The sequence below is a fragment of the Burkholderia aenigmatica genome (assembly GCF_048627025.1).
Classification (GTDB): domain Bacteria; phylum Pseudomonadota; class Gammaproteobacteria; order Burkholderiales; family Burkholderiaceae; genus Burkholderia; species Burkholderia aenigmatica.
In genome coordinates, this window is the sequence record NZ_CP184468.1 from 2,470,920 (window position 1) to 2,492,660 (window position 21,741).

Here is a 21,741-nt window from a genome sequence, read left to right on the forward strand (position 1 = left end):
CCGAACCGCTTGCTAGGATATCGACCTCGACCCTACCTCACCCGATCAGGACGCTTCGCCGCATGGGAAATCGCGCATGGCTGTATCTTCGGAGCAACTCGGGCAACGGCGCGCGCATGACCCAGGTCGCCGAGGCCAACAACCACTTTCCGGCCCTGTGGCGCATCCTGCTGGCCGACGGTGTCCGAGGCGCGGCAATCGCCGATCAGCGCGTATTCGGCGATGCGGGCACCGACAACCTGACCAGCGATGCCGACGCCGCCGTGGCGCGGCTGGGTACGCTCTCCACCTTCCTTGGACGGCATGCGCGGCGCGGCGAGACACCGTGGCTGGCACGTCAGCTCGACGGCGCAGCCCGGTACCTCGGCGAGCAGGCAGCGCGGCTGACGGAAAACGGCGAGCCTGCGGGCTTTTCGGCCAACCTCGACGAGTTGTCGTGGCTGTCCGACGACGACGACTTCATCGCGACCACGCGCGAATCCTGCCACGCGACCTGGACGCAGATACAGGCGTGCATCGCAGCCAACGACGCGCGAGGCGTACGGCATTTGCTCGGGATCGACGGGCCGGGCGACTGGGTCTGGGGATTCGGCTTCGGCGGCTTGTCTCATGCGTATTTCTCGCGACAGCAGCCGCCTCGCGACACGACCTACGACGATTTCGTCGCGTCGGGCGGATTGTCGGCAGACGACCTGCGCTGCGACGCCAGCGGCTCCGATGCGTTTCGTGCGAAGCGGCGCCAGCGCTTCCTGAGCGAGGACTATTTCGACTGGCTGCAGCCGTATCTGGACGAGCGCGTCGCGTACTGGTCGGAAAACATCTCGCCGGTGGGCAGCACCGAAAACGAACAGAAGGCGCTGACCGCACGCCATCTCGTGTCCGGTTACTACCCGCGCTTCCTGCTCATGTACACGAGCGGCATGGACCTGACGCTGCTGCGCGATGCGCTCGAACCGGTGATCGCGGCGTACGAGCGCTGCACCGACGCGTGCCGCGCGCACGAGGAGAACGATCGCCAGCCGCCACTCTGGTTCGACCACATCGAAGACTACGAGACCGTGATGCAACTGATCGGTTTCTGTTACCTGCTGCATCGCCGCGACCTGCTGCCGCGCATCGTCGCGATGTTCGATCCCGCCTATCGCGCCCGCGATACGCTGTACGAAGACCTGCTCGCGTACGAGCTCGAAGGCCGCTTCGATGTCGACCAGTGGTACCACGACGTCCCGTATCGCCCGCTCGTCTTCAGCTTTTACCGCGACACGAAGGCGGAAAGCATCGACGACATTGCCGCCTATCTCGACACGTGGTATCCGGCGATGCTTGACGCAACGTGGCACGACGGGCATCTCGACGTCGGTGCGAAGGGCAAACGCAGAAAGATCTATTTCGGCTATTGGGCCGTCGAAGCGGCCGCGGCGGCCTATCTGCTGGCGCTCGACGACAGCAGCCTCCGCGATCGGCTGGTGTATCCGAAGGATCTGGTCGACTTCGCGCGCAGCCGCGATACCGACAAGCAACCGGACGCGGCGCCCGACGGCACGTGCTGATCGGAAAGGGCCCGGCAGATCTGCACGGGGCCCACGCATGCGGCGCACCGCATCGCGTTTCGGCGCCGGAAAACAAAAAACCCGGCACGGGGCCGGGTCCTTGTCGACGAAGCGCGCATCGGTCACTTGCGCTGCACATCGTCTGGTGTGCTTGGTTGCGGGGGTAGGATTTGAACCTACGACCTTCGGGTTATGAGCCCGACGAGCTGCCAGACTGCTCCACCCCGCGTCAGAGAAATAAATTATAGGGTGAGGGAGCACTCACGTCAACACATTTGTCACAATTTCTTCTCCGTTCATCGGAACAGCGGCGCGCGGCGCCTCCCCCGCCCCGCACGATGCGCGCGTTCGCATCGCGTGCTCGCGGTAAGATGGCGGCCTTCGCATTCACCCCGCACGCACACTCCTGTTCATGAAAATCGCCACCTGGAACGTCAACTCGCTCAACGTCCGCAAGCAGCATGTGCTCGACTGGCTCGCGCAAAGCGGAACCGACGTGCTGTGCCTGCAGGAACTGAAGCTGCCGGACGAGAAATTCCCGCGCGCCGAGCTGGAAGCCGCCGGCTACCGCAGCTGGTTCACGGGCCAGAAGACCTACAACGGTGTCGCGATCCTCGCGCGTGACACGCTGTCCGTCGACGAAGCGGACGTCGTGCGCAACATCCCCGGCTTCGACGATCCGCAGCAGCGCGTGGTTGCTGCGACGGTCGACGGCGTGCGCATCGTGTCCGCGTATTTCCCGAACGGCCAGGCGCCCGACTCCGACAAGTTCGTCTACAAGATGCAATGGCTCGACGCGCTGCAGGCATGGCTGCGCACCGAGCTGCAGCGCTACCCGAAGCTCGCGCTGCTCGGCGACTACAACATCGCGCCGGAAGACCGCGACGTGCACGACCCCGCGAAATGGGAAGGCCAGAACCTCGTATCGCCGCAGGAGCGCGCGCACTTCGCGCAACTGATCGAGCTCGGCTTCGTCGATGCGTTTCGCCGCTTCGAACAGCCGGAGAAGACCTTCACGTGGTGGGACTACCGGATGATGGCGTTCCGTCGCAACGCGGGGCTGCGCATCGACCACGTGCTGCTGTCGCCGGCACTCGCCGAGACGTGCACGTCGTGCGAAGTCGATCGCACGCCGCGCACGTGGGAACAGCCGTCCGACCACACGCCCGTCGTCGCGGTCGTCGGCTGATCGGACAGCCCGCGCGCGCTCAGCGCCGCGCGGGCGCCGGCCCGAGATGGGCCCACAGGAACCCGAATTCCGCCGCGTCGGCTTCCGCGCGTTCCAGATCGTCGGCGCTGCCGTGGCCGCCGTCGGTGTTCTCCCAGTACCACACCCGTTCATGACCGAGCGCATGCATGCGCGCGGCCATCTTGCGCGCATGCGCGGGATGCACACGGTCGTCGCGCGTCGACGTCGTCAGCAGTAGCGGCGGATACGCGACGCCTTCGCGCACACGGTGATACGGCGAGTACGCGGCCAGTGCCGCGCCTTCGTGCGGATCGTCCGGGTCGCCGTATTCGTCGAGCCACGCGGCGCCCGCGTGCAGCTTCGGGTAGCGCCGCATGTCGAGCAGCGGTACGCGGCAGAGCACCGCGCCGAACAACTCCGGGCGCTGCACCATGCACGCCGCGACCAGCAGCCCGCCGTTGCTGCCGCCTTCGATGCCGAGCTGCGCGGCGGTCGTGACGCCGGTCGCGGACAGATCCTCGGCCACCGCGATGAAATCGTCGAACGAACGCTGGCGATGTTCGCGCTGCGCATCGACGTGCCAGCGCGGCCCGAACTCGCCGCCGCCGCGGATGTGCGCGAACGCCATCACGCCGCCGCGCTCGAGCCACCCGATACCGAACGCATCGCTGTAGCCCGGCAGGTTCGGGATCGCAAAACCGCCATAGCCCGACAGCAGGCACGGCCGCGCAACACGCGCGGCACCATCGGCCACGTCGAGTGCATCGCGCGGCCCGATCAGCGTGTACGGCACCATCGTGCCGTCTTGCGAGCGCGCGCTCGCGCGGCGCACGACGAGCCCGGCCGCGTCGAACTGCACCGGCGGCCGGTCGAGCAGCACGCGGCGCGACGGCGCATCGTCCGCGCGGTCGGCAAGATCGGCCAGCCAGCATTCGGGCGGATCGAGATAGGTGTCGACATCCACGTAAATCTCGTCGTTCAGCGTCGACTCGACCGGCTCGACGTCGATCTGCGCGTCGCCCGGCCCCGGCCACTCGAACGGTCGAGCCTCCCACGTCCACGTGCCGTCGTCGGCCTGGCTCGGCTGCCACAGCATCGTGCGGTTGTGCACGTCGTCGAGCCAGCTCGCGATCAGCGTCGTGCGCGTGTGGGTCCACGTGCACGCGGACGTCGACGGTTGCGGCGCGAACAGCGTCGTGAGTTCGCGCGACCCGGCCAGGAACGCCTGCTCACGTATCGCGAGCAGCGAGCCGCCCGCATGGCGCACGCCATCGCAATCCCAGTCGAGACGGGGCTCCAGCACGAGCCAGCCTTCCCAGAACCCGACCTCGACATGGGTCGGCACGTCGTAGCGCGCCCACTCGCCCGCGTCGGTCAGCCGGTACGCATGCGCGTCGAAGAAATCGACGCTGCGCCACGCGACGTGGCGGTTGTCGATCGGATCGAACCCCGCGCCCGCGCTGATGTCGTCGGGTTCGCCGCGGAAGACGACGGGCGCATCGGCGAGCGCCGTGCCGCGCACCCAGCGCCGCGCTTCATACGGATAGCCGGCCGCGGTCGCATGCGCCTCGCCGCGATCCCAGCTCACGTAGACGGTATCGCGATCGATCCAGCCGACCGTGTGATGCCCCGGCTCGTCGATCGTGAAGCCGCCGTCGACGAAACGCCGTTCGACGAGATCGAATTCGCGCACGACGACCGCGTCGGCACCCCCCGGCGACAGCGACAGCAGCGCGCGATCGCCGTCCGGATACAGGATCGCGTCCTGCTCGAACACCCACGATTCGCCCTCTTCCGCACCGAGCGCGTCGACGTCGAGCAGCGTTTCCCACGCCGGTTTTCCCGCGCGCCAGTCGTCCCAGCGCGTGCGGCGCCACAGCCCCTTCGGATGGAGATCGTCCTGCCACAGGTCATAGGCCCAGTCGCGCCAGCGGGTCGGAATCACCGGGCGTTCGCGCGGCAGGTACGCTTTGGCGAGGCGCGCCGTCAGCGCGCGATACGCGTCGTCGTCACGCAGCGCGGCGCGTGTGCGCGCATTCTGCTCGTCGACCCACGTGCGGGCGCGCTTGCTGTCGAGCGCTTCGAGGAAACGGAACGGGTCGGCCCCGGCGGGCCAGCGGAAGGAATCGGACATTGCGGATGGGCGGAATGGCACGCTGCGTGCAAACCGCGATTATGTCCGATCGCGGCATGCGCGATGCCCGCGCATGCCGCAAATCGTGCTCAGGGCTCCAGATGGAGTTCCTGGATCTTGCGCGTGATCGTGTTGCGGCCGATGCCGAGCCGCTCCGCGGCCTCGACCTTGCGGCCGCGCGTGAAGTCGAGCGCCTCGCGGATCACGGCCGCCTCGAAGCGGCGGGCGAGTTCGTCCATCACGTCGGCCGAGTTCTCGCGCAACAGCCGTGCAACCTCGGTGCGAAGGCCATGCTCCCACAGCGGATAGCCGGCCGGCACCCCGCCGTTCGGCGCGGCCGTGACAGGCGCCGACACCACCGGTGCCGCACCGATCGCCGGTTGCGCGAGTGCCGTATCGCCACCGCTGCCGTGCGCATCAATGCCATCGCCCGTCGCGACCACCGGCGCGCCGGCCGGCACGAGGTCGGGCGGCAGGTCCTTGATCTCGACCGTCTGCGCGGGCGCCATCACGGTCAGCCAGTTCGCGAGGTTCTCGAGCTGGCGCACGTTGCCGGGAAACGCCAGCGACGTGAGGTATGCCAGCGCTTCGTCAGACACGCGCTTCGGCTCGACGCCGAGATCGCGCGCGCTCTTCTGCAGGAAGTGGCGCGTGAGGAGCGCGATGTCCTCGCTGCGTTCGCGCAGCGGCGGCAGGCGCAGCCGGATCACGTTGAGCCGGTGGTAAAGGTCCTCGCGGAACAGCCCCTGCCGCACACGCGACTCGAGATTCTGGTGCGTCGCGGCGATCACGCGCACGTTCGCGCGCAGCGGGTTGTGCCCGCCGACACGGTAGAACTGCCCGTCCGACAGCACGCGCAACAGGCGCGTCTGCAGGTCGAACGGCATGTCGCCGATTTCGTCGAGGAACAGCGTGCCGTTCTCGGCCTGCTCGAAGCGGCCCTGCCGCGTCGTCTGCGCGCCGGTGAACGCGCCGCGCTCATGGCCGAACAGTTCGGATTCGAGCAGGTCCTTCGGAATCGCCGCGGTGTTCAGCGCGATGAACGGCCCGTTCGCGCGCGGGCTGTGGCGGTGCAGCGCACGCGCGACGAGCTCCTTGCCGGTGCCCGATTCGCCGGTGATCAGCACGGTCGCGGCCGAGTGCGACAGGCGGCCGATCGCGCGGAACATGTCCTGCATCGCCGGCGCCTGGCCGAGCATCTCGGGCGCCTCGGCCACGCGCTCGTCCTGCGGCGCGCCGCCGCGCAGGCTTTCTTCCACCGCGCGGCGGATCAGCTCGACCGCCTTGTCGACGTCGAACGGCTTTGCGAGATATTCGAACGCGCCGCCCTGGAACGCCGCGACGGCGCTGTCCAGATCGGAGAACGCCGTCATGATGATGACGGGCAGGCCCGGCAGGCGCTCGTGCATCGCCTGCAGCAACTCGAGGCCCGAGCCGCCCGGCATCCGGATGTCGGATACGAGCACCTGCGGCGTCTCGTGGTCGAGCGCGGCCAGCGCGTCACGCACGTTCGCGAAGCTCTTCGTCGCGAAGCTGTCCCGGGCGAGTGCCTTTTCAAGCACCCAGCGGATCGATTGGTCGTCGTCTACTATCCAGATCGGCTTCATAGGTCGGTCAGATATTGGTAAATCTGGTGAATCGCCATGCCGTCGCTCAATGGTCGAGCGGCAGCAGGATCTGAAATTCGGTACGTCCGGGCCGGCTTTCGACCTCGATCATCCCGTCGTGCTGCTGCACGAACGTCTGTGCCAGTGTCAGGCCGAGGCCGCTGCCGTCGTCGCGCCCGGACACGAGCGGGTAGAAGATCCGGTCGCGGATTTCTTCCGGAATGCCGGGCCCGTTGTCGATCACGTGCAAGTCCAGTGCCAGCCGGTACAGGCGCTTCGCGATCGTCACCTTGCGCGCGATGCGCGTGCGCAGCTCGATCTTCGCGTCGCCCTGCGCGATCCGGTCGCGCAGCGCCTGCGCGGCGTTGCGCACGATGTTGAGCAGCGCCTGGATCAGTTGCTCCTTGTCGCCGCGCAGGTCCGGCACGCTCACGTCGTAGTCGCGCTCGATCGTGAGCCCGCGCGGGAATTCCGCGAGCATCACCGCACGCACGCGTTCGCATACTTCATGAATGTTCACGTCGCCGACGATGTGCGGATGCCGGTGCGGCTCCAGCAACCGGTCGACGAGCGTCTGCAGGCGGTCGGACTCCTTGATGATCACCTGCGTGTACTCGCGCAACTCGCCGCGCTCGCGCTCGCCGAGCTCGAATTCGAGCAGCTGGGCGGCGCCGCGAATGCCGCCGAGCGGATTCTTGATCTCGTGCGCGAGGTTGCGGATCAGTTGCTTGTTGACCGCGGTCAGGTCGTGAATGCGCTCCTCGCGATCGGTGCGCGACTGCCGCTCGTTCTCGAACAGCTCGACGAGCACGAAATCGGGCGCGGTCTCGAGGAAGCCGACGATCGCATGCACATGCAGCGGTTCGCGGCCGGGCCGGTCGAGCACGGTATCGAGGTGCGTCGCGTGAAAGCGTTCCTCGCCGATCGCGGTGATCGTCGACGCCAGCTCGTTCGCGTTCGGAAAAATCTCGCCCCACGGCCGCTGCGCGAGCTGCCGGCGCGAGATGTCGAGCATCGCCTCCGCGGACGGGTTCGCGAACGCGATCCGCAGCGTCTTGCGGTCGAGCACGATCACGACCGTCGGCAGCGCTTCCAGCCCCGCCAGCAGGCCCGAACGCGCGAGCCGCTCGTCGTCCGTCGGTCGCTCGGGCTGCCCCGTTTTCGCCTTGATCAGATTCTTCAGAACCATCTGCGTGCTTGTCGCGCCTCAACGGGTCGGAAAAGGAAATTCGTCGGAACAAAAAAGGGACGGCTGGACGCCGCCCCTTTCAGACTCCGCGGTTCCCGCCGCTGGCCGCGCGACGGGAACGAACCGGCATGACGGCGCTGAATCGAAGCGCCATCGCCGATTACAGCGAGTAGTACATCTCGAACTCGATCGGGTGCGTCGTCATGCGGAACTTCGCCAGCTCCTGCTCCTTCAGCGCAAGGTACGCGTCGAGCATGCTGTCCGTGAACACGCCGCCACGGGTCAGGAACTCGCGATCCTTGTCGAGCGCTTCCAGTGCCTGGTCGAGGCCTGCGCAGACGGTCGGGATCTTTGCATCCTCTTCCGGCGGCAGGTCGTACAGGTTCTTGTCCGCGGCTTCGCCCGGATGGATCTTGTTCTGGATCCCGTCGAGGCCTGCCATCATCAGTGCCGAGAACAACAGGTACGGGTTCGCCATCGGATCCGGGAAGCGCGTTTCGATACGGCGGCCCTTCGGGTTCGACACGTGCGGAATGCGGATCGATGCCGAACGGTTGCGCGCCGAGTAAGCGAGCTTGACCGGTGCTTCGAAGTGCGGGACCAGACGCTTGTACGAGTTCGTCGTCGGGTTCGTGATCGCGTTCAGTGCACGGGCGTGCTTGATGATGCCGCCGATGTAGAACAGCGCCAGTTCCGACAGGCCGGCGTAGCCGTTACCCGCGAACAGGTTCTGGCCGTCCTTCCAGATCGACTGGTGAACGTGCATGCCCGAACCGTTGTCGCCGACGATCGGCTTCGGCATGAACGTCGCCGTCTTGCCGTACGAGTGCGCGACGTTGTGGATGATGTACTTCGACCATTGCGTCCAGTCGGCGCGCTCGACCAGCGTCGAGAACTTCGTGCCGATTTCGTTCTGGCCCTGGCCCGCCACTTCGTGATGGTGCACTTCGACCGGGATGCCGAGCTGTTCGAGCAGCAGGCACATTTCCGAACGCATGTCCTGGAACGTGTCGACCGGTGCGACCGGGAAGTAGCCGCCCTTCGTGCCCGGACGGTGGCCCGTGTTGCCGCCTTCGAATTCCTTGGCCGACGACCACGGTGCTTCTTCCGAGTTGATCTTCACGAAGCAACCCGACATGTCCGTGCTCCACTGGACCGAGTCGAAAATGAAGAATTCCGGTTCCGGACCGAAGAAAGCCGTGTCGCCGATACCCGTGCTCTTCAGGTACGCTTCCGCGCGCTTCGCGAGCGAACGCGGGTCGCGCTCGTAGCCCTTGCCGTCGGCCGGCTCGACCACGTCGCAGGTCAGCACCAGGGTCGACTCTTCATAGAACGGGTCGATGAAGGCAGCGTTCGGGTCCGGCATGAGCAGCATGTCCGACGCCTCGATGCCCTTCCAGCCGGCGATCGACGAGCCGTCGAATGCATGGCCGCTTTCGAACTTGTCTTCGTCAAACGCCGAAACCGGCACCGACACGTGCTGTTCCTTGCCGCGCGTATCCGTGAAGCGGAAATCGACAAACTTGACGTCCTCGTCCTTCACGAGCTGCATGACGTCGGCGACGGTTTTACTCATAACCTCTTCTCCTGATTGAACAATTCCGGCGGACTGGGAACCGCCTCGTTTATCGAGCTGACCGGGGTCTTGCTTTGGCGCAGCGCGCCCCGATTCGACCGAATCCTATAAAGCAGCTTCCGTGCCACCTATGCGCAAGATTGGCGCGAATCGCGCCAGCGCTCGTCGCGACGGGGCTGTGCTGCGCAATTCCGGGGCCCGGCTTCGCACCGCCCGCCGGCCAGAGGCACCGCGATGGTGCAATCATCGCAATGCGCCGCGCCTGCGGAATCATTCTGGTGCATGCGCGCCATTCTGCACTCTTTTGGTGAACGCGTGTGCGGTGCGCGCACCGTGCCCCACACGGACATCCGTGCCGCGACGCCGCGCTAGAATGTTCGTTTGACCGATAGGAGACTCCCTGCCATGAGTACGCTCGACCAGCTTTACGCGAAGGCCGACGAACGCCGCGCACAAGGCACGCTCAACTACGCCGGGGCGCTGCTGCCGGCCGAGGCCTTCGAACTGCTGCAGCTCGATCCGTCGGCACGCCTCGTCGACGTGCGCACCCGCGCGGAACTCGACTGGATCGGCCGCCCGCTCGTCGGCGACGGCCAGTACCTGCACCTCGAATGGACGCGCTACCCGGGCGGCGTGCCGAACGCCGAATTCGTCAACGAACTGAAGGCGGCCCTCCCGGCCGATACGCCCATCCTGTTCCTGTGCCGCAGTGCCGCGCGCTCGAAGCTCGCCGCAGTCGCCTCCACGCAGGCCGGCTTCACGAAGGCGTTCGACCTGCTCGAAGGCTTCGAGGGCGCGAAGGACGCCGAAGGCCACCGCAAGACGGTCGAAGGCTGGTGCTTCCGGAAACTGCCGTGGATCGGCGCCTGACGGCACGCCGCTCCCGCCGGTGACGACAACCTCATCGTCGAGCCGGGCGATGACATGCCGATGACGGGCCGCGTTGCGCGGCCCGTGGCTTTTGTGCGGCCGCCTGGCGGGCCGCTCAGGCGCGCGGCGTATCGGGTTCGACGACGTCGCCGCCGAGCAGGTGCACGCCTTCGCGCAGCTTCACATACGCGGCCGCGACCGCTTCCGGCTCGCCCTTCACGCCGAGGTCGATGTGACGGCGCGCGTAGATCCCGCCGCGCTCCGCATCGCCGACGCTCGGCAGGCTGAACACGCGCACGCCCGGGAAATCGCGCTCGATGCGCTCCATCAGCGGCGTGAGCGTCGATTCCGGCAGCTCGAACACATACAGCGAGCGCTCCGCATGCGGCGTCGCGTGATGCAGGTGCGCGTACTTCGTATCGAGCACCCATTCGATCATCGGCCACGCCATCACCGGGAAGCCCGGCACGAAGTGCAGGTCGCCGACCGAGAAACCGGGAATCCGGTTGTAGCCGTTCGGGATGATCGTCGCGCCCACCGGGAACACGCCCATGTTGAAGCGGTGCTGGTTCTCCGGCGACTCGAAATCGACCGGCGTAGCCGGATCGGTGTGCGTTTCGCGAATCCGCTCCGAAATCAGCACCTTCGCGTCCGGATGCAGTTCGAGCGGCACGCCGAGCGCGGCGGCCGCGCACTGGCGCGTGTGGTCGTCCGGGGTCGCGCCGATCCCGCCCGTCGAGAACACGACATCGCCGGATGCGATCGCGCGTGCGAGGGTCGCGGTAATGCGTGCCGGATCGTCGCCGACGTATTCGGCCCAGTCGAGCGCGAGGCCGCGCGCGCCGAGCAGTTCGATGACCTTCGCCAGATGCTTGTCCTGCCGGCGGCCCGAAAGGATTTCGTCGCCGATGATGATGATGCCGATGCTCATGCCTGCCCCATGTCGATTGCGGTGGCGCGCGAACTCGCACGCAGGTCCTCCAGCGCGCGCAGGCAGTAATGCCCGAACCACAGCGCCGAGAAGACGAGGATGAAAGCGTAAACCCAGATCATGGCCGCCGCGACGAACGGAAACAGCACCATCATCCAGACCGACGATACCCACACGAAGGTCGGCACGGTGCCGAGCAGCCCGGTCGCGACGCCGATGCCGATCAGCGGCCAGCGGTGCTGGCGGATCAGCGCCCGGCGCTCGTCGCGGCTCGCGTGCTGGGCGAGCGCGTCGTAGGTCATCACGCGATACGTGAGCCAGCCCCAGATCACGGGCGGCAGCAGCGCGAAGAACGGCGGAATCAGCCACAGCGGAATGGTGACGACGAGCACGATCACACCGGCGATCGCCGCGCCCAGCGAATTGAACACGCTGCCGAAGAAGGTGCCGCCGCGCTTCGACTCGAGCGCCGCGAACTGCCGGTTCGACAGGTGCTTGATCACGACCGGCATCGAAATCGTCGCGATCAGCAGCAGCACGGTCAGCACGATCAGCGGGATCGCGAGCGACACGACCACGAACGGCGCGACGACTGCATGCAGCTGCGACATGCCGATCGCGTCGAACGCGCGATACAGCATGGCGGTCAGCACGAAGCCGTCGAGCGCGCCGCGCGCGAGGTCCAGCAGCGATTGCCACGAGAACCACAGCACGACGCCCCACAGGACGGCCGAGACGAGAAACGGCATCAGGGTGAGCCACAGCATGCGCGGATGCAGTGCGCTCGCCAATGCCCGGACGAAGGAACGCAGCAAGTCGTTCATGCGAGCCTGTATCGACGAAGAAAAACGGGGAAAGGATAAACCACGCGGCCCGCATGCGCCAAAGCACATGCGGGCCGCGTGAGGGAGCCGCTCAACGTGGGAAGGCCGGATCAGGCCGATGCCGCGCCGCGCTTGGCGGGGAACAGGCGCCGGAAGATCCGCACGAACGCGAGGCCGTGCTGCGCCCAGAAGCCTTCGCCGTAGGACACGCCCTCGACCTGGTCGCGGATGCCGGTCGGCTCGACCGTGCGGTTCCACGACGCGGTGCCGAACATCATGTCCCACCACGGAAACAGCACGCCGAAGTTGCAGCCGTACTTCGTGCCTTCGTGGCCGTAGCCGACCGCGTGGTGGCGCCGGTGGAAGATCGGGCTCACGAGCAGGCGCTCGCCGAGCCAGCCGAACGGCAGCCGCGCATTCGTGTGCTGAATGCTCTGCATGAAGTTGGTGAACGCGGTCAGCACGACGAACTGCGACGGCGTCACGCCGATCACGAGCGCGATCGCCGCGAAGAAGCACGACTGGATCACGTCGTCGAGCACGTGGTTGCGGTCGTCGCACCACAGCGACATCTGGCGCTGGCTGTGATGCACCGCGTGCAGCTCCCACCAGATACCGAACTTGTGCTGCCAGCGGTGATACCAGTAGCCGGCGAAATCGAGCACGACGAGATAGATCGCGAACGTGACGATCGGCTTCGAGGTCACGCCCGGCCACAGGTAGTCGAGGTTGAGGTTCGCGACGCCGTGCAGGCGCAGCCACGCCTGGAAGTTGTCGAACAGCGGCTGCAGCGCAAAGAAGAAGAACAGCGAGTAGATGCCGAGCTTCGCGATCGCCGTGTAGATCACGTCGACCCGCACGGCCCGGCGGTTCGTCCAGCGCTCGACGGGCAGCAGCGCCTCGAGCGGGCGCAGCAGCACGAACATCAGCACCATCTGCAGCGCACCGACGATCACCCAGTACAGCGCGTCGTAGGTGTCCTCGTCATAGTCCATCAGGTTGAACTTGAAGAGGAGCGGCTGCACGACGTCGACGTACAGCCAGGTCTGGATATCCGATACGAATGCATCGATCAGGTGCAGCATCGCTCTCCCCCGCCCGTCACGCGCCGTTCGCGGCGCGCCACGGCGCGCGGTCGTAGAAATAGATGCCGTGCGGCGAGCGGCCGACGGCAATCGTCTGCACCAGCTTGCGCGACGCCAGGTCGATGATCCCGACCTTCTTCGCGAAGCGGAACGTCACCCACAGCGTCTTCTTGTCGGCGGACAGCTCCATGTCGTCCGGGCCCGGCAGCAGGCCGGTGATGTCGCCGACGTTGGTGAGCGTGTTCTCGTCGATGATGCTGATCGTGTTCGCGACCCGGTTCGTCACCGCGACGTGCGTGCCGTCGGCGAGCGAGCGGAAGTTGTGCGCGCCCTTGCCGGTGTAGATCTGCTTGACGACCTTCTGGTTGCGCCAGTCGACCACCGCGACGTAATCCGCGCCGGTCATGCCGACGAGCAGGTATTTATCGTCCGGCGTGAGCCACAGGCCGGCCGGCACCTTGCCGACCTTCATCTTCCACTTGACCGTCTGCGTCGGCAGGTCGATTGCCGCGATCTCGCCGGAGACCTGCAGCGACACGAGCAGCGTCTTGCTGTCCTTCGTGAACGCGAGGTGGCTCGGCATCACTTCCAGCGGCACGCGCTTCACGAGCTTCAGGTCGCGGCCGTCGTAGCCGTAGATGTCGACGCGGTCGAGGCGCAGGCCGGCGGCCGCGAACCACTTGCGGTCGGGCGAGAAGCCGAGCTGGTAAGGATCGTCGATTCCTTCGACGGTGCGCTGCAGCTTGCCCGTCTTCGGATCGAGGAACATCAGACTGTTCGAGACCGAATTTGCAACGATCAGCGACGAATTGTCGGGCGTCGCCATCAGGTGGTGCGGTTCCTTGCCGGTCGGCATCGTGCCGACGACCTGGCGGGTCTGCTGGTCAATCAGGGAAAGCGTCGCTTCGGCCGAATTGAGGATGATCACGTTATTCGCGTGGGCGGCGGGCGCCAGCACGGCGGCGGCCAGCGCGAGCGTGCGGCCGAGGGAAAGGAAAGTGCGCATGAAGACTCACGTCGTGGAACAACCGTCATTGTAAAACGTTCAACCGGCCCGGCCGGTTGACCGAAGCCGGCTTTGCGCCACTTCGACGCACGCCGCGGCGGCCCTGTCGGCCGGCGCGGCAAGCGCCGCGCGGCCGGCCGGGGCCGGCCGCCGGTGCGGGCCCGGAAAACCGATGTTGCGCTAGCGCTGCATCGACTCCCAGACCTTGTGCAGACGCTTGACAGAGACAGGCATCGGCGTGCGCAGTTCCTGCGCGAACAGCGAAATCCGCAGTTCCTCGAGCAGCCAGCGGAATTCCGCGAGCCGCGCATCGGCGACCCCGCCGCGCTGCGACACCGCGCGCTGGTATTGCTGGGCCAGCGGCAGCAGGTCGGCCGACTGCTTCGCGTCGCGTGCCGGATCGGCCTTCAGCTTGTCGATCCGCAGCGCGATGCCCTTCAGGTAGCGCGGGAAGTGCGCCAGTTGCGCATAGGGCGTATCGATCACGAAGCGCTTGCCGACCAGCGCGGCGAGCTGCTGCTGCAGGTCCGCGTGGGCCTGCGCGAACGGCTTCGCCTGCGCGAGCTTCTTCACGAGCCCCGCATATTCGGCCAGGATCTGCCCGACCAGCCGCGCGATTTCCTGCGCGAGCAGGTTCAGGCGGCTCCGGCCCTCGTCGCGGCGCGCGTGGAAGCTCGCGTCGTCGTCGGGCAGCGGGTCCTGCAGGCACGCGCGGTCGAGCGCCGTGTCGATCAGCTGGTCGCGCAGCTCGTCCTGCGTGCCGAGCGACATGTACTGCATCGCCATCTCGCGCAGGCCCGGCAGGTTCTTCTCGAGGAACTTGATCGGCTCCTTCAGCTGCAGCGCGAACAGCCGCCGCAGGCCGGCCCGGTGGATGCGCGCGGCCTCCTCCGGCGAATCGAACACCTCGACGTCGCAATGCGTGCCGCGATCGACGAGCGCCGGGTAGCCGTACAGCGTCTGGCCGCGCCGGCGGATCTCCAGCAGCTCGGGCAGCTTGCCGAAATTCCACGTCGTCAGGTTCTCGTACAGCGCGGTCGCGCCGGCTTCCGCCGGAGCGGCCGTCTGCGGCGCCGCGCCCTTGCCGGCCTTCGCGTTGCGGCCGGCGGCGCCAGCCGTGACGGCCGTGGCCGGCGCCTGGCCGATGGCCTGGCCGTCATCGGCATCGCCGCCGGCCGCGATCGTCGACGCCGCCGCGATCTTCTGGAACTGCTGCTGCGCCTGCGCCCCCAGCTCCTGGCGAAGCTGCGCGAGATTGCGCCCCATCGCGAGCTGGCGGCCGTGCTCGTCGATCACCTTGAAGTTCATGAACAGGTGCGCGGGCAGCGTCTCGAGCTTGAAGTCGGCCGTTTTCATCGCGATTTGCGTTTCGCCGCGCACGTCGGCGATCAGCGCCTCGACCAACCCGCCCGCGCCGAACCGCTCGCGCCCCATCCGCTCGACGAAGCCGGCCGCGTACTCGGGCAGCGGCACGCAGTGCCGGCGCAGCTTCTGCGGCAGCGACTTCAGCAGCAGCTGCACCTTTTCCTTCAGCATCCCCGGCACGAGCCACTCGCAGCGGCGCGCGTCGACCTGATTCAGCGCGTACAGCGGCACCGCGAGCGTCACGCCGTCGCGCGGCGTGCCGGGCTCGAAGTGATACGTGAGCGCCATCTCGACGCCGGCCATCGTCGCGCGCTTCGGGAACAGCTCGGTCGTCACGCCGGCGGCCTCGTGGCGCATCAGGTCGTCGCGCGACAGGTACAGCAGCCGCAGCTTGTCCTCGGGCTGGCCGCCCTTCTTCACCTCGTCGCGATACCAGCGCTCGAATGCGGCGCCCGTGTGAATCCCTTCCGGAATCGCCTGGTCGTAGTACGCGTAGATCAGCTCGTCGTCGACCAGCACGTCCTGCCGGCGCGACTTGTGCTCGAGCTGCTCGATGTCGGCGAGCAGCTTGCGGTTGTGCGCGAAGAACGCGAGCTTCGTGTCGAACTCGCCCTCAACCAGCGCGCCGCGGATGAACAGCTCGCGCGCCCGCGACGGATCCTGCTTGCCGAACGCGACGCGCCGGCGGTGGTAGATCGGCAGCCCGTACAGCGTCGCGCGCTCGTACGCGCTGACCTGCGCCGGGCGCTTTTCCCAGTGCGGCTCGGACAGCGATTTCTTCAGCAGGTGCGCGCCGATCTTCTCGACCCATTCGGGCTCGATCTTCGCGAGGCAGCGCGCGTACAGCCGGCTCGTCTCGACGAGTTCGGCCGCCATCACCCAGCGGCCGGCCTTCTTCGCGAGCACGGAGCCCGGCCACAGATAGAACTTGATCCCGCGCGCGCCGAGATAGTGCGGATCGTCGTCGGCCTTCAGGCCGAGGTTGCCGAGCAGGCCCGTCAACAGGGCCAGATGGACCTGTTCGTAGGTCGCCTCGACTTCGTTCAGCCGCCAGCCGTGCTCGCGCACCACGGTCAGCAGCTGCGAATGGACGTCGCGCCACTCGCGCAGCCGCAGGTGCGACAGGAAGTTCTGCCGGCACGCGTCAACGAGCTGGCGGTTCGACTTCTTGTGCGCAACCGCCTCTTCGAACCACGCCCAGATCTTCAGCCACTGCAGGAATTCGGAACGCTCGTCGGCAAACCGGCGGTGCGCCTGGTCGGCCTGCTCCTGCGCCTCGATCGGGCGGTCGCGCGGATCCTGCACGGACAGCGCGCTCGCGATGATCAGCACCTCGCGCAGCGACTGCTGGTCGCGCGCGGCGAGAATCATCCGGCCGACGCGCGGGTCGAGCGGCAGCCGCGCGAGCTCGCGGCCGAGCGGCGTCAGCGCGTTGTCGTCGTCGACCGCGCCGAGCTCGTTGAGCAACTGGTAGCCGTCCGCGATCGCGCGGCCGGGCGGCGGTTCGAGGAACGGGAACGATTCGATCGCCGTCAGGTGCAGCGATTTCATCCGCAGAATCACCGACGCGAGCGACGAGCGCAGGATTTCCGGATCGGTGAAGCGCGCGCGCGCCTGGTAGTCGCTTTCCTCGTACAAGCGGATGCAGACGCCGTCGGCCACACGGCCGCAGCGGCCCGCGCGCTGGTTCGCGGCGGCCTGCGAGATCGACTCGACCTGCAGCTGCTCGACCTTGTTCCGGTACGAATAGCGTTTCACGCGCGCGAGGCCCGTATCGACGACGTAGCGGATGCCCGGCACCGTCAGCGAGGTCTCGGCCACGTTGGTCGCGAGCACGATCCGGCGCGCGTTCGACGCCTTGAACACCTTGTCCTGGTCGGCCGCCGAGAGCCGCGCGAACAGCGGCAGGATCTCGGTGTGCGGCGGATGGTGCTTGCGCAGCGCCTCGGCCGCTTCGCGGATCTCGCGCTCGCCGGGCAGGAACACCAGCACGTCGCCGGGGCCTTCGCGGCACAGCTCGTCGACCGCGTCGACGATCGCGTCCATCAGGTCGCGCTCGGCTTCGCGCGCGGTCTTCACGCGATCGCGGCCGCCCGTGCCTTCCGCGTTCTTCACGGCCGGGCGATCCTCGGCCACGGGCCGGTAGCGCATCTCGACCGGATACAGCCGCCCGCTCACCTCGATCACGGGCGCCGGGCGCTCGTCGGTGCCGAAATGGCGCGCGAAGCGATCGGCGTCGATCGTCGCGGACGTGACGATCAGCTTCAGGTCCGGCCGCCTCGGCAGGATTTCCTTCAGGTAGCCGAGCAGGAAGTCGATGTTCAGGCTGCGTTCGTGCGCCTCGTCGATGATCAGCGTGTCGTACGCCTTCAGCAACGGATCGGTCTGCGTCTCGGCGAGCAGGATCCCGTCCGTCATCAGCTTCACGGACGCGCCCGGCGCGAGATTGTCGGTAAAGCGCACCTTGTAGCCGACCACTTCGCCGAACGGCGTGCCGAGTTCCTCGGCGATCCGGCGGCCGGTGGACGACGCCGCGAGGCGGCGCGGCTGCGTATGGCCGATCAGGCCCGTGCCGCCGGCACCGAGGCCGCGGCCGAGATCGAGACAGATCTTCGGCAGCTGCGTGGTCTTGCCCGAGCCGGTTTCACCGCAGACGATGACAACCTGATGACCGGCGATCGCGCGCGCGATTTCGTCGCGCTTGCCCGACACGGGCAGGCTTTCGGGGTACGTGATCGGCGGGACGGGATTCGGTGCGACGACGGCGCGCGGCGGACGCTCGCGGCGCGGCACGCGCTCGCCCGTTGCAGCGGGTGCGCCCTTCGCGTCCGGCTGGCGCGCCTCGCCGCGCCGTTCGTCGCCGCGCGGCCCGCGCGGCGCGTGTGCGGGCTTGCCCGCCGGCTTTTCCTGCTGCTGGCGAGGCGGCTGGCCCTGCTGCTCGCGTGCATCGGCCGCACCATCCGGGTGCCGGGCCGACGGCGCTTTGGCCCGCGTCGGCGCGGGACTTTTAGGTACATTCGACATGGGGGCGCATTATAATCCCGCCCATGAATTCCCAAACCGACCTCCCCTCCGCCCAGACCGGCGCCACGACGCCGCCGCCCGCCGACGACTCGGCCGCCAGTCACGCGCAGTTCGTCGACTGGATGCGCTCCGTCGCGCCCTATATCCACAAGTTCCGCAACAGCACGTTCGTCGTGGGGTTTGGCGGCGAGGTGGTGCAGCAGGGGCTGCTGAATGCGCTCGTGTCCGACATCGCGCTGCTGCAGGCGATGGGTATCCAGATCGTGCTGGTGCACGGCTCGCGCCCGCAGGTCGAGGAGCAGCTGAGCCTGCATGGTGTCGAATCCGAGTTTTCGCACGGCCTGCGCATCACCGATGCGCGCGCGCTCGAATCCGCGAAGGAAGCGGCCGGTGAAGTGCGTCTCGACATCGAGGCCGCGATCAGCCAGGGTCTGCCGAACTCGCCGATGGCGCACGCGCACATCAGCGTCGTGTCGGGCAACTTCGTGACCGCACGGCCGGTGGGGATTCTCGACGGGGTCGATTTCGCGCACACGGGCATCGTGCGCAAGATCGACGCCGAATCGATCCGTCATTCGCTCGCGAGCCGCAAGCTCGTGCTGCTGTCGCCGCTGGGCTTCTCGCCGACCGGCGAAGCGTTCAACCTGTCGATGGAAGACGTGGCGTCGGCCGCCGCGATCGCGCTGCGCGCCGACAAGATCGTGTTCCTGACCGAAGGCCCCGGCATCGTCGACGACGAAGGCGAGCTGATCCGCGAAATGTCGCTCGACGCGGCGGCCGAGCTGCTCGATTCCGGCAACGTCCAGGGCGACGACGCGTTCTTCCTGAAGCATTCGATCCGCGCGTGCCGCGGCGGCGTGACCCGGGCGCACCTGATTCCGCAGTCGCTCGACGGCAGCATGCTGCTCGAACTGTTCCTGCACGACGGCGTCGGCACGATGATCTCGTACGAGAACCTCGAAAGCCTGCGCGAAGCGACGCCGGACGACGTCGGCGGTATCCTGTCGCTGATCGAGCCGCTCGAGTCGGACGGCACGCTGGTACGACGCGGCCGCCACCAGATCGAACGCGACATCGACCACTTCTCGGTGATCGAGCACGATGGCGTGCTGTTCGGCTGTGCGGCGCTGTATCCGTACCAGCAGGAGAAGATCGGCGAGATGGCGTGCCTGACGGTCGCGCCGGAAGCGCAGGGCTCGGGCGACGGCGAACGCCTGCTCAAGCGCATCGAGCAGCGTGCCCGCGCGCGCGGCCTCACGCATATCTTCGTGCTCACGACGCGCACCGAGCACTGGTTCCTCAAGCGCGGCTTCGTCAAGGTCAGCGTCGACGACCTGCCGGAAGACCGCCGCAAACTCTATAACTGGCAGCGCAAGTCGCTCGTGCTGATGAAGCAGCTCTGAGCGCAGGCACGACTGCCCTCCCCCAGACCGATTACAGGAGAAGTACACGATGGCTCGAATGATTCAATGCGCGAAGCTCGGCAAGGAAGCCGAAGGCCTCGATTTCCCGCCGCTGCCGGGCGAACTCGGCAAGCGCATTTACGAGAGCGTCTCGAAGGAAGCGTGGCAAGGCTGGCTGAAGCAGCAAACGATGCTGATCAACGAAAACCGCCTGAACATGGCCGACCCGCGCGCGCGCCAGTACCTGATGAAGCAGACCGAGAAGTACTTCTTCGGCGACGGCGCGGACCAGGCGTCCGGCTACGTGCCGCCGACGGAAGGCTGATGACGCGATGCGCGCGGCTGGCTACCTGCCGGCCGTGCGCTCCAGGAAAGACGGCACCGTGTTTCGCACGGTGCCGTTTTCTTTTGGGGCGCGTGTTCGGTGCGTTCCAGCCTCGCGCGCGCCGCTCAGCCGGCCGGTTTCAGCGCGCCGCCCTCGCCCGGCTGCGCAGTCCCGCCGGCCGCGGGTTCCGCGCTGCCGCCTTCGGTGCCCCATTCGGCCGCGTCGCTGCGTTCGGCCGTCGACAGCTCATCCGCGCGATACCCGGTGCGATTCAGCAGCACCAGCATGCAGACAAGCGACACGAACGCGTAAAGCCCCGATGCGACCGCGACGCCGACGATGCTGCCGGTCGCATTGAGGATCGCCTGCGCGAGCACCGGCGTGCCGCCGCCGACGACGAGCGCGCTCAACTGATACGCGAGCGACAGGCCGGTGTAGCGGATGTTCGCCGGGAACACGCGCGCGAGCACGCCGCCGACCGCGCCATAGAACATCGCCGACGGAATCGTCGAGATGCACATGCCCGCGACGGCCACCCAGTACGAACGCGTCGCGAGCGCATGGAACATCACGGGCATCAGCACGATTTCCGGAATCAGGATCCAGCACATCGCGCGGCGCATGTCGACCTTCGACACGAACCACGCGCCGACCGGCTGCATCAGGAACTGCACGACGAGCGAGATCGACAGGATGCCGAGGAACGTGCCCTGCGCGTAGCCGAGCGTCTTGGTCGCCCACGACAACGCGAACGTGCTGCGGAAGTACGTGACGTTGATCACCGGCAGCGTGCCGGCCGCGAGCAGCACGACCACCCAGTGATCGCGCACGACGTCGCGCAACGGCAGCTTCACGGTGCGCTTGCGCGCGAGCACGCGCTGCATGTCGGCCGACTCCTCGAGCCTCAGCCGGATCACCATGCCGATGATCACGAGCACGGCCGACAGCAGGAACGGAATGCGCCAGCCCCACATCAGGAACGACGGGGTCGGCAGCGCGCTCAGCGCGAAGAACGCGGCCGTGGCCAGCAGGTTGCCGGTCGGCGAGCCCTGCTGCGCGAACGCCGCATACAGGATGCTGCGATGCTTCGGCGCGTTCTCGCTCGCGATCAGCACCGCGCCGCCCCACTCGCCGCCGACCGCGATGCCCTGCAGCACGCGCAGCACGACGAGGCCGGCCGGCGCCCAGACGCCGATCTGCGCATAGCCGGGCAACAGGCCGATGCCGGTCGTGGCCAGCCCCATCATCACCAGCGTGATCACGAGCGCCGTCTTGCGGCCGACCCGATCGCCGAGATGCCCGAACACGATGCCGCCGAGCGGCCGCGCGGCGAAGCCGGCCCAGAACGTGACGAACGCCAGCAGCGTCGCGACGCCGGGATCCATCGTGCTTGAAAAGAACACCTTGCCGAACACGAGCGCTGCGGCCGTGCCGTAGATGTAGAAGTCGTACCACTCGATCGTGGTGCCGACGAACGCCGCGAGGGCGGCGCGGCCGGGCCGCGGCTGCGGCGCGGCGGTCGGGGATGGCTGGCGGTTCATCGATGTCTCCATGTTTGTGATCGGCGGCGCGACTGGCGCGCGCCTTGCCGGATGGCCGGCCTTGCGCCGCCGGCTGGCGGTGTTGCTTGACGTTCCGCTTCGTCGCGCAGCCAGGCTCACCG

At 67.4% G+C, this 21,741-nt stretch carries 15 protein-coding genes and 1 tRNA gene; 5 read left to right on the top strand and 11 right to left on the bottom strand.

Translation table 11 applies throughout. From position 1 onward, the window contains the following. Positions 1-62: 62 nt before the first annotated feature. Positions 63-1,550 carry a PoNe immunity protein domain-containing protein gene (locus tag ACN8ZM_RS11540; protein WP_420210003.1) on the top strand — a complete coding sequence of 496 codons (1,488 nt, stop codon included), beginning with the start codon at positions 63-65 and terminating at the stop codon, positions 1,548-1,550. Positions 1,551-1,702: 152 nt separating this feature from the next. On the opposite strand, the gene ACN8ZM_RS11545 is transcribed toward ACN8ZM_RS11540, so the two are convergent. Next, positions 1,703-1,779, bottom strand: a tRNA-Met gene (locus tag ACN8ZM_RS11545). A gap of 183 nt (positions 1,780-1,962) precedes the next feature. Here ACN8ZM_RS11545 and xth point away from each other — a divergent pair. Beyond that, positions 1,963-2,739 (top strand): exodeoxyribonuclease III, encoded by a 777-nt coding sequence (gene xth / locus ACN8ZM_RS11550; RefSeq protein WP_043190389.1) that lies wholly within the window; start codon positions 1,963-1,965, stop codon positions 2,737-2,739. Between the two features lie 19 nt (positions 2,740-2,758). On the opposite strand, the gene ACN8ZM_RS11555 is transcribed toward xth, so the two are convergent. The 4 genes from ACN8ZM_RS11555 to glnA all read right to left on the bottom strand — a co-directional run bounded on the left by ACN8ZM_RS11555 (position 2,759) and on the right by glnA (position 9,245). Beyond that, on the bottom strand, positions 2,759-4,873 hold the full coding sequence (locus tag ACN8ZM_RS11555; RefSeq protein ID WP_420210004.1) for a prolyl oligopeptidase family serine peptidase: 2,115 nt from the start codon (positions 4,871-4,873) through the stop codon (positions 2,759-2,761). 89 nt (positions 4,874-4,962) lie between these two features. Continuing rightward, on the bottom strand, positions 4,963-6,480 hold the full coding sequence (gene ntrC / locus ACN8ZM_RS11560; RefSeq protein ID WP_420210005.1) for a nitrogen regulation protein NR(I): 1,518 nt from the start codon (positions 6,478-6,480) through the stop codon (positions 4,963-4,965). Positions 6,481-6,526: 46 nt separating this feature from the next. Further along, positions 6,527-7,669 (bottom strand): nitrogen regulation protein NR(II), encoded by a 1,143-nt coding sequence (gene glnL, locus ACN8ZM_RS11565; RefSeq protein ID WP_043190394.1) that lies wholly within the window; start codon positions 7,667-7,669, stop codon positions 6,527-6,529. A gap of 160 nt (positions 7,670-7,829) precedes the next feature. Further along, positions 7,830-9,245 (bottom strand): type I glutamate--ammonia ligase, encoded by a 1,416-nt coding sequence (gene glnA, locus ACN8ZM_RS11570; RefSeq protein ID WP_043190396.1) that lies wholly within the window; start codon positions 9,243-9,245, stop codon positions 7,830-7,832. A gap of 405 nt (positions 9,246-9,650) precedes the next feature. Between glnA and ACN8ZM_RS11575 the strand changes: the two genes are divergently transcribed. Further along, on the top strand, positions 9,651-10,115 hold the full coding sequence (locus tag ACN8ZM_RS11575; RefSeq protein ID WP_420210006.1) for a rhodanese-like domain-containing protein: 465 nt from the start codon (positions 9,651-9,653) through the stop codon (positions 10,113-10,115). A gap of 115 nt (positions 10,116-10,230) precedes the next feature. Here ACN8ZM_RS11575 and ACN8ZM_RS11580 read toward each other — a convergent pair whose 3' ends face one another. From ACN8ZM_RS11580 to hrpA, 5 genes are all read right to left on the bottom strand, one after another. After that, the gene (locus ACN8ZM_RS11580) at positions 10,231-11,046 is read right to left on the bottom strand and encodes a competence/damage-inducible protein A (RefSeq protein ID WP_043190400.1); all 816 of its coding nucleotides are present in this window, start codon (positions 11,044-11,046) and stop codon (positions 10,231-10,233) included. Continuing rightward, positions 11,043-11,870 (bottom strand): EI24 domain-containing protein, encoded by an 828-nt coding sequence (locus ACN8ZM_RS11585; RefSeq protein ID WP_043190402.1) that lies wholly within the window; start codon positions 11,868-11,870, stop codon positions 11,043-11,045. Before ACN8ZM_RS11585 ends, ACN8ZM_RS11580 begins: the two co-directional genes overlap by 4 nt. 110 nt (positions 11,871-11,980) lie before the next feature. After that, positions 11,981-12,955: a sterol desaturase family protein gene (locus tag ACN8ZM_RS11590; RefSeq protein ID WP_043190403.1), complete on the bottom strand. Its 975-nt coding sequence runs from the start codon at positions 12,953-12,955 to the stop codon at positions 11,981-11,983. Between the two features lie 16 nt (positions 12,956-12,971). Beyond that, complete coding sequence (locus tag ACN8ZM_RS11595) at positions 12,972-13,961, bottom strand: beta-propeller fold lactonase family protein (RefSeq protein ID WP_027786950.1); 990 nt, start codon at positions 13,959-13,961, stop codon at positions 12,972-12,974. A gap of 180 nt (positions 13,962-14,141) precedes the next feature. Continuing rightward, on the bottom strand, positions 14,142-18,350 hold the full coding sequence (hrpA, locus tag ACN8ZM_RS11600; protein ID WP_420210007.1) for an ATP-dependent RNA helicase HrpA: 4,209 nt from the start codon (positions 18,348-18,350) through the stop codon (positions 14,142-14,144). A 23-nt stretch (positions 18,351-18,373) separates the two neighbouring features. Here hrpA and argA point away from each other — a divergent pair, with 23 nt between their 5' ends. Both argA and ACN8ZM_RS11610 read left to right on the top strand, forming a co-directional pair. Further along, the gene (gene argA / locus ACN8ZM_RS11605) at positions 18,374-19,753 is read left to right on the top strand and encodes an amino-acid N-acetyltransferase (RefSeq protein ID WP_043190410.1); all 1,380 of its coding nucleotides are present in this window, start codon (positions 18,374-18,376) and stop codon (positions 19,751-19,753) included. A gap of 49 nt (positions 19,754-19,802) precedes the next feature. Then, positions 19,803-20,078, top strand: a complete 276-nt coding sequence (locus ACN8ZM_RS11610; RefSeq protein WP_006478357.1) for an oxidative damage protection protein — start codon at positions 19,803-19,805, stop codon at positions 20,076-20,078. A 125-nt stretch (positions 20,079-20,203) separates the two neighbouring features. Here the strand turns inward: ACN8ZM_RS11610 and ACN8ZM_RS11615 are convergent, their stop codons facing one another. After that, the gene (locus ACN8ZM_RS11615) at positions 20,204-21,619 is read right to left on the bottom strand and encodes an MFS transporter (protein ID WP_043190413.1); all 1,416 of its coding nucleotides are present in this window, start codon (positions 21,617-21,619) and stop codon (positions 20,204-20,206) included. Positions 21,620-21,741: the final 122 nt, after the last annotated feature.